The sequence below is a fragment of the Tenacibaculum crassostreae genome, assembly GCF_964512405.1.
Taxonomy (GTDB): domain Bacteria; phylum Bacteroidota; class Bacteroidia; order Flavobacteriales; family Flavobacteriaceae; genus Polaribacter; species Polaribacter crassostreae.
Genome location: NZ_CAZELE010000003.1, coordinates 494,178 through 507,647 on the forward strand (window position 1 = coordinate 494,178; position 13,470 = coordinate 507,647).

Sequence of the window (13,470 nt, forward strand, 5' to 3'; positions counted from 1 at the left end):
AACCTTTTTTTAATAGAAGAAGTCAAAGATTAAAATGACTATTATTAACGACCAAACATATATAGATAAAATCTTAAAAGGAGATGCAAATGCTTATGCTTTTTTAGTTGAAAAGTATAAAACGATGGTGTATACCTTGGCGTTAAAAATGGTAAAGAGTAGAGAAGAGGCTGAAGAAATTTCGCAAGATACTTTTATAAAAGCCTATAAGAATTTATCTAAATTTAAAGGAGATTCAAAATTTTCGACATGGTTGTATAAAATTGCGTATCGAAATTGTTTAGATAGCTTTAAAAAGAATAAAGGAAAGTATCAAACTGATACGATTGACGAAATTACGATTCATAAAATTAAAGCTACTGAAGGAATTTTAGAAGGAATTGAAAGAAAAGAAAGAGCAGCAGTAATTAATAAATGTATGTTGCAATTGCCAGAAGATGAGCGCTCTATTTTATGGATGTTTTATTTTGAAGAATTAAGTTTGAAAGAAATCATTGATATTACCGATTTATCGGAAGCGAATGTAAAAGTAAAATTACACCGAGCAAGAAAAAGACTATTATCAATAGTAAAAACAAATGTTGAACCTGAATTAATTAATCATTATGGGAGAAAATAAACATATTGAAGAGTTAGATGCTTTTGCAAAAAAGTACATAAAAGAAGTAGAGATAGAGACTCCACCAGTTGATTTTACAGCGAATATAATGCAACATGTTTCGCATGCTGAAAATTCAGAAATTTATAAAGCATCTCCGTTAATTTCAAAAAAAGTATGGGGAGTTTTAGCAACAGTTCTTTTTGCATCTATACTATATGTATCGAGAGGAACTTCATTACCTTGGGTGAAAATGCCAAAGCTAGAACTAGATTACTTTTCACGTTTTCAATTCCCTAATCTATTTGAAGGAATTACAGTTTCCAATACGATGTTATACGCTTGCTTCTTTTTTACGATAATGATTTTTGTTCAGATTTATTATTTAAAAAATCATTTTGGAAGAAAATATAGTTCTTAAAAAAGGTTTAAATAAATATAAAACCAGCGTTTATACGCTGTTTTTACACATTAAATTATTACTAAAAAGCTACCTACTCTTTAATAAGCTTTCTGTGAATAATTTCGTTTTTATCAGAAACGATTCTTACTGAATACATTCCTTTTTCTAATTTTGAAATGTTTAAAGATTTAGAAGTCGATTCTAAAACCATATCACCATTTAAAGTATATACTTCTACTCTTTTAATCTTTTTTGAACTTTTAATAGTTATAATATCACTAGTTGGGTTTGGATACACGCTTGCATTTTCTACAGTTTTTAAAGGATCTCCTAACCCTCCAGTCGAAGAAAGTAGAGTTCTTATTGGATCAATAGATTGTTTACAAGGATAGTTGCTAAAAACTGCTGTAGCATCTTTTGTCCAAAAACTAGGTGGCGTAAAATACCTATCTACTTGAATACATTTTAAATTCGGGTTATTAGAAGCATTAAAAATCGTAATAGCACTGTTGTTATTGTTAGAAACATTTAATCTAGTTAAGTTGTTACCGTAACAATATAAAAGAGTTAAATTACTGTTGTTAGATAAAGTTAAACTTCCAATTTGGTTATTCATACAAAATAACCTTTCTAATTTAGTATTCTGATTTAGATTTAAACTAGTTAAATTATTTCCACCACAAGCTAGAATGTCAATATTTATAAAAGCTTCAATTCCTGTTAAATCTGAAATACTTTTGCTAGTTACATCAATAGGACTGTTCCATGCTTGTGCTTCAGAAACTTGAATTTCTCCATCATTATTAGTGTCAATTCCTGAATTAGGACCGGTTAATAATGCAGCTTTGAAATTGGCATCAGGGATGTAAACATTTTGGCTAAATCCTAAATTAATAGCTAAGCAGATAGTTAATAGGGTAATAGTTTTTCTCATTTTATTTGTTTTTAGTTAATTGATTACAAAATTGGTTGGTGATAAGAGGAAAAATGATAAATACTATTTGAGTTACGAAACTAAAAAAAACACCTTAATTAATTAAGGTGTTTTTTTCATGTTTTATTTAAGAGTGTTTTCTTTTTTTGAAAAGGTGTTTTTACCCTTGTTTATTTGAAGCAATCCATTTATCAATTTTATTTTCTAATAGAGCTAACGGAATACAACCAGTTTCTAATACTTGATTGTGGAATTCACGAATATCAAATTTATCACCCAATTCTTTGGTGGCTTTATCGCGTAATTCTCTAATTTTTAACTGACCAATTTTATACGATAATGCTTGACCAGGGTTAGCCATATAACGTTCAATTTCAGAAATAATACTAGCTTCACTTTCAGCTTCGTTATCTAATGAATATTGAATCGCTTTTTCTCTGCTCCATCCTTTAGCGTGCATACCTGTATCAACCACTAAACGAATAGCACGGTGCATTTCCATTCCTAACATTCCGAAGTATTGATAAGGGTCAGTATATAATCCTAATTCTTTACCTAAATTTTCAGTATATAATGCCCAACCTTCACCATAAGCACTGTACCATAATGTCTTTCTAAAATCTGGTAAGTCTTCGTTTTCTTGTGTTAACGAAATTTGATAATGATGTCCAGGAATAGCTTCGTGTAAAAACAAGGCTTCATCAGAAAACACATTGTATTTTGAAGCATCAGGAATTGGCGTATAGAAAACCCCCGGACGCGTCCCGTCTAAAGAACCCGGATTATATTCTGCACTAGCCGAAGCTTCTCTAAACTTTTCTGTTTGTTTTACTATAAACGGAGTTTTTGGTTTGTTACCGAATAGTTTTTCTAATTGTGGCTTCATTTTTTCATGAATCGCATTAAAATTATCGATAACCTGTTGAGGTTCCGTATATGGCATTAACTCTTTATTATCACGAACATAATTGAAGAACTCTTTTAAAGAACCTGTAAATTCAACCTCGGTTTTTACCTTTTCCATTTCAGCTAAAATACGAGCCACTTCTTTCAATCCTAATTCATGGATTTCATCTGCAGTCATATTGGTAGTTGTATAGTTTTTAATAGCATGTTGGTAATATTCCTTTCCTTGTGGTACACCGTCAACACCGCTATCTTCTCTACCTGCATTTAAATAATCAGTTTTTAAAAATTCATGTAAACTTTTGAATGATGGAATTAATTTTTCATTTAAAAGAGTAGTATAACTGTTGGTTAATTTTTCTTTTTCTTCTTCAGAAAAATCAGCAGGCAAATTTTTGATAGGTGTATAAAACAAATGATATTCTAGTTTTGTTTCTGCAACCGATTCAAACTGCGGAATTACTTTTTGAATTAATGATTTTGGTAACACATACCCTTCGTTAATTCCTTGTGTCATTCGTTCTTTTGCAGATTGTAACCATACATTGTATTGTTCTAGTCTTTGTAACCAGTTTTTGTAATCTTGTACTGTTTTAAAAGGTTGTGCACTACTTCCGCTAGCCAATTGGCCCATGGTTAAATTAACCGTCCACATTTGGTTTATTGGCGTTAACAAATCGTTTTTATAGCTAGCTTGCGCTAAAGCCATATCACAATCCCAATCTAAAACTGCCTTACTCATTTGTTGACTTTCGGTTAAGTCTGCATCGTTAAATTGAGCTAGTTTAGCTTTGTAATCGTTAAAAAATTGATTGCTTTTTTGCTGATACTCATCCGATAAAAAGTTAGGAAATACATCGTTATAACGATAATCTCCAGCAAAGGTTGCATTTAGCGGATTTAATTGTAGTTTACCTTCGTTATAGTCTTTTAATAGTTGATTAAACTCAGTGTTTTCTTTAACAGGAGTAGTAACTGCTTCTTTTTTTTCTTGTTTACAAGAAGCAAGTAGGGTAGCAGTAGCTATAATGGTTAAGAAGATTTTCTTCATGGTTACGTGTTTTGATTGTAAACAAATATACCAAAAAGAATAGCTAAGAATTTGTTAAAACAAAAACCTCTTTGTGTATTCAAAGAGGTTTATAATTTATCTGTGGTGATTCACTACTATTTTATCAATTCGTACGAACGTTTTATAAAGTTGGTTAGCTCTTCACCGTGTAATAAGTTTTGAGATAATTTAGCTAAATCAAACGCTTGAGAAACCAATTGTTTTTGTTTGTCTTCATCAGCATTTAAAATCTCACTTACTAATTCGTGGTTGGTGTTAACTACCAAATTGTACATTTCAGGTAAATTACCCATTCCCATCATTCCGCCACCACCAGAAGCTTGCATTTCTTTCATACGACGCATAAATTCTGGGACAGTAATAATAAATGGAGAAGCAGAAGAATCCATCGCCTCTAATTGAACTGTGTAACTAGAGTTGTTTACAGCTCCTTCAATAACTGGTTTTAATTTCTCTTTTTCTTCCTCAGAAAGTTTAGAAATTACCGTATCGTCTTTCTTGATTAAATTATCGATAGCATCAGCATCTACACGCTTAAACTGTACTTTAGCATCACCCGATTCCATTTCTAACTTTTGCATTAAATGGCTTACAATAGGAGAGTCTAATAAAACTACTTCATATCCTTTTGCTTTGGCATCTTCAATATAACTGTGTTGTGCGTCTTTATTGGCAGCATATAAAATGATGTGGTTTCCGTCCTTGTCGGTTTGTGCATCTTTGGTCTTTTCAACCAATTCATCAAACGTAAAATACGTATCGTTTACCGTCGGATACAAAGCGAACTTTTTAGCCTTATCAAAGAATTTTTCTTCTGATAACATTCCGTATTCGATAATTACTTTAATGTCGTTCCACTTTTGCTCAAAATCTTCACGGTTGTTTTTGAATAAAGAAGAAAGTTTATCGGCTACTTTCTTGGTAATATATCCAGAGATTTTCTTAACAGCTCCATCAGCTTGTAAATACGAACGCGATACATTTAATGGAATATCTGGAGAATCAATTACACCCTTTAACATTTGTAAGAAATCAGGTACAATTCCTTCTACATTATCGGTAACAAATACTTGGTTTTGATATAACTGAATTTTATCCTTTTGAATATCCATGTTTTGCGACAAACGCGGGAAGTATAAAATACCTGTTAAGTTAAACGGATAATCAACATTTAAGTGAATGTGGAATAAAGGTTCCTCAAACTGCATTGGATACAATTCTCGATAGAACTTTGTATAGTCGTCAGCTTCTAAATCGGCTGGTTTTTTAGTCCAAGCAGGTTCAGTATTGTTGATGATATTATCTACAGTAATCTTTTCTGGTTTTGCATCTTTAGCAGCGTCTTCTGGCAATGGTAAGGTTTCTTCTTTTGTTCCGAATTTAATTGGAATTTGGTTGAAACGATTGTATTTAGTCAATAAACCAGAAATTTTAGAATCTTCTAAAAAGTCTTTTTCATCTTCTGAAATGTGTAAAATAATTTCAGTACCTCTTTCTGTTTTGTCATGTTCAACTAACGTATATTCAGGAGAACCGTCACAAGTCCAGTGAGCAGCAGGTTCGTCTTTAAACGATTTAGTGATGATTTCTACTTTATCAGCCACCATAAATGCTGAGTAAAAACCTAGTCCGAAATGACCAATAACACCTGTTTCGTTATTAGAGTCTTTGTACTTCTCTAAAAACTCTTCAGCACCAGAAAAGGCAATTTGATTGATGTATTTTTCAACCTCATCAGCGGTCATACCCAAACCTTGATCGATAATATGAAGTGTTTTATTGTCTTTATCAATTTTAATTTCAATCTGCGGATTACCATATTCTACCTCAGCTTCACCAATAGAAATAAGGTGTTTTAGTTTTGTAGTTGCGTCAGTTCCGTTAGAAATTAACTCACGTAAAAAGATTTCGTGATCAGAATACAAGAATTTTTTAATCAGTGGAAATATATTTTCTACCGATACATTAATGTTTCCTTTGCTCATAATTATATGTTTATTTTATGGATGTCAAATCGAGTAGAGTCGAGGTTTCTCGATACAAATTTTCTTATTCTTTGAAAATTGACTCGAAATGACAATTAGTTTTTTCTGATGATAAAGTGGACAAAAAAAATACCAAAGCACGTATAGTGACAAGATGACAGTGGTTATCGTTTTGCTTTTATGGTTTTATGTAGTAATATAGAGGATAATAAACCTATTATTGAGTTTGCTAAAAGAAAAATGAATAGATATAGATACCCTATTTTTCCTCCTATTTCATCTAAATAGTAGCCTGTTAAAGGTCCTATAAAAACATCGGGAAAAAAGCCAATGATAGATATTATACCGATAACGGTTCCTGTAATTGTTAAAGGTATTTTTGTTTCTTCTAAAATGGTAAAATATATAACTCTTATCACGTATGCTCCAATTAAAGTACTAACAAAAGAAGCTAACCCCGCTACATGTGTTATAGATAAATTAAGGTTTAATGTAAGCAACAAGCTGCCTAAAGTCATAATAATAAAACCAATAATTAACCATTTGGTAGGATTAGTATTTTTTGCTAAAAACACTATAATTAAACATACTAGGGGTCTTAGGTAAGCAAAAAATACTCCTAAAGTAGCAGATTCTTTTTCATTGTAATGGTATATTTCACTAGCATATTGTGTGAAAATATCTCCTATTCTATAACTTGTATATGCCGATAGAATAATTAACATTAACATCCAAACGACAGGATATTGTAATGATTTTAAAACATTGTATTTATAACTTTTAGTAGTTATTATTTTACTTTTTTCATTGCTAGTATAATTAGGTAATAATAAAAACAAACCTGCTAAAAGCATGCTTATAATAGATACGATAAAATAAACTTTTTTCACAGCTATTTGTAGTTGTTCTTTTGATAGCTCAATATTTGGTATTGAAGTGGCATAAATAAAAACTCCTAAAGTTCCTATTAAGGCGGCTACAGTACCTCTACCACCCTCAAAAAAACCAAAACCAGTTATTTGTTTATTATTATCTCCCCATATACGAACAGCTTTAATTACAGGTGACCAAAAGAAAAAAATAGTTGTGATTCCCCAATAAATATAAAGCATATAAAGTGTAGTTAATGAAGGAATCAAAACCCAAATAAAACCTCCTAAACTGGTGAGTAGTAATCCTGAAAATATTAAAAACTTTGGTTGGTATTTATCAGCTATGATCCCTCCAGAAAAATAAGAAGCTAAAGCGGTAATTCCGTATAAAGTATAACAATAGCCCATATCAGTATTTGAAATATTAAAAGCATATAAAAATGTGGGTCTAAAAATTCGTATAATTCCATAAGGCAAGGTGTAAATTACCTCAGCTGCTAAAATAAATAAGATTAAATGAAATATTTTTTTAGGATTCATAAGACGTCTAAGAAAATACTTTTTTGTGTAAAGAACAAAATTTCAATGATAAGTTGTATAACTTGCAAGAAATGATTTGTTTTTGGCGAAAATAGTAAGAGTTTATTTTAAGTAAATTGTTGAGTAATAAATTAATTATTATTTTTGTTTGTTATAATTTATATTTTAATAAAAAGATTGATACAAAAATATGTATAATTCAAAAATTACAGGTTTAGGTTATTATGTTCCTGAGAACGTGGTGACTAACGATGATTTAACTCAGTTTATGGAAACTAGTGATGAATGGATTCAAGAGAGAACTGGGATTAAAGAGCGTCGTTGGATTGACCCAAAAACTGAAGATACTACTTCAGTTATGGGGGCTAAAGCTGCTAAAATAGCTATTGAAAGAGCAGGATTAACAAAAGATGATATCGATTTTATCATTTTTGCTACGTTAAGTCCTGAATTATATTTCCCAGGAGGTGGAGTTCAGATTCAAGATTTATTAGATATGCCTACCATTGGTGCGTTAGATGTTCGTAACCAGTGTTCTGGTTTTATTTACTCGCTTTCGGTAGCAGATCAATTTATTAAAACAGGAATGTATAAAAATATTCTTGTAATTGGTTCTGAAAATCATTCTGGAGGTTTAGAAAAATCTACAAGAGGTAGAGGGGTGACTGTAATTTTTGGTGATGGAGCAGGAGCTGCTGTTTTATCTCGTAGTGAAGAGGAAGGAAAAGGAATTTTATCTTCTCACTTACATTCTGAAGGAAAGCATGCTAAAGAGTTAGCTTTAATAGGTCCTTCTACAGGAAGATGGGTAGATGCTATTATGGAAGAGAATGATCCAGATGATACTTCTTATTATCCTTATATGAACGGGCAGTTTGTATTTAAACATGCGGTAGTTCGTTTTTCTGAAGCTATTGTAGAAGGTTTGCAAGCAAACGGTTTACAAAAAGAAGATATTGATATGTTAATTCCGCATCAAGCGAATTTACGTATTGCTCAATTCATTCAGAAGAAGTTCCAATTGTCAGATGATAAAGTGTTTAATAACATTATGAAGTATGGAAATACAACCGCTGCATCTGTTATTATTGCATTAACTGAAGCATGGGAAAAAGGTAAGATAAATGATGGAGATTTAGTAGTGTTAGCTGCTTTCGGTAGTGGGTTTACTTGGGGGTCTGTAGTGATTCGTTGGTAATAAATCATCTTTATATAAAATAAAAAATCCGAAGTTTTAACCTTCGGATTTTTTATTAAAACATACCTCCTTGAGATTCGTTGTCATCCCTATATTTTCTTCCTTTTTGTTTATTTTTTCCACTTCCGAAGTTATAGGAAAACCCAAGATAAATAGAGTTGTATTCTAAAATATATTTTCCAGTTTGATTGAATGGATTGTTTGTAGAATAATCAAAATTCACATTGTTAAAAATATCGGTACCTCTAAGAGTTATTTTTCCTTTTCCATCTAGTACTGTTAATCTTGCTCCAGCATTTATCATTGTATAAGGTTTAACGGTATATTGTATGTTTTGTCTCTTTCCGGTATGAATTGCAGATAGTTGAAAACTAAGTTTTTTAGATGCTTTAATCGAATTACTAACACGTGCTTTGTATATAGTGTTTTTGACAGTTAAAAACACGTTGTTTAAAATTCCTTGAGAATCTTGAATGTAAGTTTCAAATGAAGGTCTTAGCGTCCACCATTTTTTTGGTTTGAAACTTGCCGATAATTCAATTCCATAACTATCGGCAAAATCATAATTTGTGAAAGAAGAAATAACTCTATTAGAAATCGATTCGTCTTGTTTAAGAATTCTACCTATTTTATCGTTTGTTCGTCTGTAAAATGTTCCGAAAGAGATGTAGCCTTTGGTAATTGTTTTTGTGTAGTTTAATTCTAAAGAGTTTGTAAACTGAGGTGTTAAATTTAGGTTTCCTCTTGAAATGGTTAAAGGAGAGTTCCATTCTTGGATAGGTGTTACTTGGTGTGCAGAAGGACGATCTACCCTTCTACTATATGCTAATTGCATTTCATCTTTTTCAGTTATGTTATAATTGAAAGAAATTGATGGGTAGATGCTGAAAATTTGGTCGTTTAAAGGAGTATTACCTTGTTCTGTGTTAGAAAACAAAGCCTCTAAATAGAAATACTCAAACCTTAAGCCAGTTTGAAAAGCGAATTTTTTATATTCTTTATTAAAATTAATATAAGCCGAATATATATTGCGGTTGTAATCTAGCGAAGTATTTCCAACAGCTTGTAAATTTGTTGAGGTATTTATAGCGGTTTCTTGGTCAGTAATTATCTGATTGTGAAAATCTTGTTTTCTATACTCTAAACCAAATTCTAATTTTCCCGATTTTATTGGTTTTATATAGTCAATATTTAATAACCATAATTTACGAGTATCTTTAATAGAATTTGTGTAATTATATTGTTTTGATGTTGGGTTAACTATTTCAGAGTTAATTGTGTTTTCAGGATTGTTAGTTATAGAATGGTTTAATTCTATTTCTAAGTTTTGCCCATTATCATCAAAATTATAGAGGTAATCTATATTGTAAGAATGGTCTTTTTGTTTGTAGGTTGAAATACTATTATTATTAAAAGTTAAGTTATTGTTTTCGTTAACTAATGTGTGTGTGTTTAAACTATTAGTATCAAAATTTTGATTTGTATAAAGCGATAATACACTTTTTGAGTTTAAATCTAAATCAACCCCTAGTTTAAAGCTATGCACTTTAGAATTGTTTAGAAAATTAATATTTTGAAAAATATTAGATTCTGTACGGTTTAAATTGTTAATCGTTTCATAATCTCCCCAACTAGTATTGTAATTAGCGTAAAAATTAGAAATTCCTACTTTATAATTTGTATTCAGAGAAATTTCAGGTCTAGTATTTTTACTATGCTGTAATCCTGTTGTAATGGTTCCGTTAAAACCTATCGTTGTGTTTTTTTTAAGGATTAAGTTTATAATTCCACTCATCCCTTCTGGATTGTATTTCGCAGAAGGATTTGTGATGATTTCAATACTTTTTACCGTGTTTGAAGGGATTTGTTTTAATAATTGTTCGGTATTAATGTTAGACAGTTTTCCATTAATAAGAACTCTAACATTTTCGTTTCCTCTAAGACTTATACTTCCAGATAAATGATTTACACTAACAGAAGGAATGTTTTCTAACATTTCTAAAGAAGTAGCTCCAGCAGAAATTAAATCGTTACCTACATTAATTATTTTTCTATCTATTTTCTGAATAATTGTTGATGCTTCTCCTTGAATTTCTATCTCATCCAAAGAAGAGGTTTCCTCTTCTAAAAAAATAGAACCTAAATCAATATTACCTTGAATAGTTAACTGTTTGTTTATTGTTTTAAAACCTATAAACTGAAAAACTAAAGAAAGTTTTTCTTCTGGCAGTTTTTTAATTATAAAATTACCATCATTATCAGAAATCGTACCTGTAAGTATTTTTTTTGTAGTAGTTTTACAAGTAATGGTTACATATGGTAAAGGTTTGTTAGTGTTTTTGTCTAGTATTTTACCTGTAACTTGATAATTTTGTGAAAAGCATAATTGTATACTTAATGTTACAATTATTAATAGCAATTTTTTCATTCGAAGGGACTTAAATATTTCTCTAAAAATAAAAAAACTGATGTTTTTTACATCAGTTTTTTTATTTTTTTGAAGTTTAATAGGTTTTAAAAGAAACCTCCACCACCTTGTTTCTCGTTATTATCTCTTCTTCTACGTTGTTTAGCTTTGTTTTTACCACCTCCGAATCGGTAGTTAAATCCGATGTAGGTAGTCCTACTTTCCCATTTAAATCGCCCGTTTTGAACAAAAGGTCTTGTAGAATCAAACTTAAATCTCATAGTGTTAAAAATATCATTTACTCTAAAAGTTAAATTTCCTTTACCTTTTAGTATGCTGTAGTTAGCTCCTAAGTTTACCATTTTCATAGGTTTTACATTCCATTGAATGTCTTCTCTTGGACCTCTATACATCGCAAATAATTGTAAACGTAAATTTTTATTAACTGTAAAGCTATTGCTTATTCTAGCATTAAAAATATCTGTTTTAACCTCTGTAGTAGGTGCATTAGGATCACTTAAATCGGTAGTGCCGAATTGTTTTTGTGAGTAATAATCCATACTAGCATTGGCACGCCACCACTTAGCAATTTTGTAGTTAGCAGAGAATTCTAAACCATATGCGTCTGTATCATCAAAGTTAGCGAAAGTTAATATTTGTCTTACGTCGTTATCATCACTTGGGTCTTTATATGTTGCTCTGTTAATTACATCATTAATATTTCTGTAAAAACTTCCAATAGTAATAGATCCTCCTTTAATTTTTCTTGTGTAGTTAAATTCAAAAGAATTAGTGAATTGAGGTACTAGATCAGGATTTCCAACTGAAGTGATTAACGGAGTACTCCATTCTCTAATCGGGTTTACTTGTTGGATTCCTGGTCTGTCAACTCTTTTACTATAGCTTAACTGAAATTGATTTTTATCAGATGGATTGAATGTGAAAAAAGCTGACGGGTAAATAGTAAAAATATCGTCTTTTACGGTTTCGGTTGCTTCACCTTCTTGATTAAATACACCTTCTATGTTATACTGTTCTAAACGTGCACCTAATTGCATATTTAATTTTCCGAATTTATGTCCGTAGTTAATATATGCTGAATAAATATCTCTATCGTATTTGAAAGAAGAATTGCTAAAGCCAACTTGAGTAGTTTCGTTGGTATTATCCGTTTGGTCAACTCTATATTCTAACCCAAGTTCTAACTTTCCGTTTTTTGATATAGGGTTTGTATAATCTAAATTTAATAATGTATTTTCTCTTGTATTATTAATATCATTGATATAGTCAGGTTGAGAGTTTTGTAAAAATCTATTTTCTAAAAAATTAGGAGACTCATTTTTTGAAAAGTTAGCTTCAAATTCAATATTGTGCCCTTCTTTGTCAAAATCGTGTTTATAATTTACATTATATGCTTGATTATGACTTTCGTTATTTTGAGTGTTAGGTGAGTTTTCTATTAAATCACCATTACTGTCTGATATTATTGCACGTCCACCAGCACTACTATCAAACCAGTTTTGTGTTGTGTAAAAAGACAAAGTGTTTTTGTCATCTAAATAAATATCAGCACCTAATTTTAATAAGTGAGATTGGTTATCATTTGTAAAAACAAAATCTTGATAATTTGTTCCAGGTCTACTAACAAATCCAAAGTTATATCTTTCACCACCATTATACCCGTAGTTACCAAAGAAGTTAACTTTTCCAGTTTTGTAATTCATGTTGGTAGAAGCATTATAACGAACAAAATGACCAGCTTCAACACCTGTGTTAATAGAACCGTTAAAGCCCATATTAGCATTTTTATTTAAAATGATATTGATAATTCCACTCATTCCTTCAGGGTTGTATTTAGCAGAAGGGTTGGTAATTAATTCAACACTTTTAATTGATGTAGACGGAATTTGCTTTAAAAGTTGCGCAGCAGGAATGTTAGTAGGTTTACCGTCAACTAGTACACGTACATTTTCGTTACCACGTAAGCTAATGTTTCCTGATTGGCTATCTACACTTACCGATTGCACATTGTTTAACAATTCAGAAGCCGTGGCTCCTGCCGAAGTTAAATCTTTACCAACATTAATTACTTTTCTATCAACTTTTTGAGTTACTGATGAGGTTTCTGCACGTACTTCAACTTCGTCTAAAGTGGTAGCATCTTCACTTAAACCGATAACTCCTAAATCAATTTTTCTATTTTTATTAGTAACACTAATAGGTTTACTAACAGTTTTGTATCCTATAAACTGAACTTCAACAGTACTGTTTCCTTCAGGAATATTTTTTATTGCAAATAAACCGTTATCATCGGTAATACCTCCAGTAACAATTTTTTTGGCAGCATCTTTGATTATAATATTAACATAAGGTAGAGGTTGTTTGGTTGTTTGATCTACGACCTTACCAGAAATTTCACCTGGTTTAGGAAGGTTACTTTTAGGCATTTGGGCAAATACGCCAGTACTAAATACAGCTAAAAGCACTAGTAATATGTTTTTCATTTTGGTGTTTTTTGAATTGTTTTAATGTCTAATAGACTTCTTGTAGTGTAT

At 30.8% G+C, this 13,470-nt stretch carries 9 protein-coding genes; 3 read left to right on the forward strand and 6 right to left on the reverse strand.

The features are described from left to right. The first annotated feature begins 34 nt into the window (after positions 1 to 34). Together ACKTST_RS04610 and ACKTST_RS04615 are read left to right on the forward strand one after the other, a co-directional pair. Complete coding sequence (locus tag ACKTST_RS04610) at positions 35 to 619, forward strand: RNA polymerase sigma factor (RefSeq protein WP_408046560.1); 585 nt, start codon at positions 35 to 37, stop codon at positions 617 to 619. Continuing rightward, the gene (locus ACKTST_RS04615) at positions 606 to 1,019 is read left to right on the forward strand and encodes a hypothetical protein (RefSeq protein WP_408046561.1); all 414 of its coding nucleotides are present in this window, start codon (positions 606 to 608) and stop codon (positions 1,017 to 1,019) included. The genes ACKTST_RS04610 and ACKTST_RS04615 overlap by 14 nt, the downstream gene beginning before the upstream one ends. A 73-nt stretch (positions 1,020 to 1,092) precedes the next feature. Here the strand turns inward: ACKTST_RS04615 and ACKTST_RS04620 are convergent, their stop codons facing one another. From ACKTST_RS04620 to ACKTST_RS04635, 4 genes are all read right to left on the reverse strand, one after another. Next, entirely contained in the window at positions 1,093 to 1,935 is an 843-nt protein-coding gene (locus ACKTST_RS04620) for a T9SS type A sorting domain-containing protein (protein WP_408046562.1), read from the reverse strand. A gap of 160 nt (positions 1,936 to 2,095) precedes the next feature. Next, the gene (locus tag ACKTST_RS04625) at positions 2,096 to 3,892 is read right to left on the reverse strand and encodes a DUF885 domain-containing protein (RefSeq protein WP_408046563.1); all 1,797 of its coding nucleotides are present in this window, start codon (positions 3,890 to 3,892) and stop codon (positions 2,096 to 2,098) included. Positions 3,893 to 4,008: 116 nt separating this feature from the next. Continuing rightward, on the reverse strand, positions 4,009 to 5,898 hold the full coding sequence (gene htpG, locus ACKTST_RS04630; protein ID WP_408046564.1) for a molecular chaperone HtpG: 1,890 nt from the start codon (positions 5,896 to 5,898) through the stop codon (positions 4,009 to 4,011). Between the two features lie 164 nt (positions 5,899 to 6,062). Then, positions 6,063 to 7,310: an MFS transporter gene (locus ACKTST_RS04635; protein WP_408046565.1), complete on the reverse strand. Its 1,248-nt coding sequence runs from the start codon at positions 7,308 to 7,310 to the stop codon at positions 6,063 to 6,065. Between the two features lie 190 nt (positions 7,311 to 7,500). Between ACKTST_RS04635 and ACKTST_RS04640 the strand changes: the two genes are divergently transcribed. Beyond that, positions 7,501 to 8,508, forward strand: coding sequence for a 3-oxoacyl-ACP synthase III family protein (locus ACKTST_RS04640; protein WP_408046566.1), 1,008 nt, complete (start codon positions 7,501 to 7,503; stop codon positions 8,506 to 8,508). 55 nt (positions 8,509 to 8,563) lie between these two features. Here the strand turns inward: ACKTST_RS04640 and ACKTST_RS04645 are convergent, their stop codons facing one another. Beyond that, positions 8,564 to 10,936, reverse strand: a complete 2,373-nt coding sequence (locus ACKTST_RS04645) for a TonB-dependent receptor domain-containing protein (protein WP_408046567.1) — start codon at positions 10,934 to 10,936, stop codon at positions 8,564 to 8,566. A gap of 86 nt (positions 10,937 to 11,022) precedes the next feature. After that, positions 11,023 to 13,419 (reverse strand): TonB-dependent receptor domain-containing protein, encoded by a 2,397-nt coding sequence (locus ACKTST_RS04650; RefSeq protein WP_408046568.1) that lies wholly within the window; start codon positions 13,417 to 13,419, stop codon positions 11,023 to 11,025. Between the last annotated feature and the right edge of the window lie 51 nt (positions 13,420 to 13,470).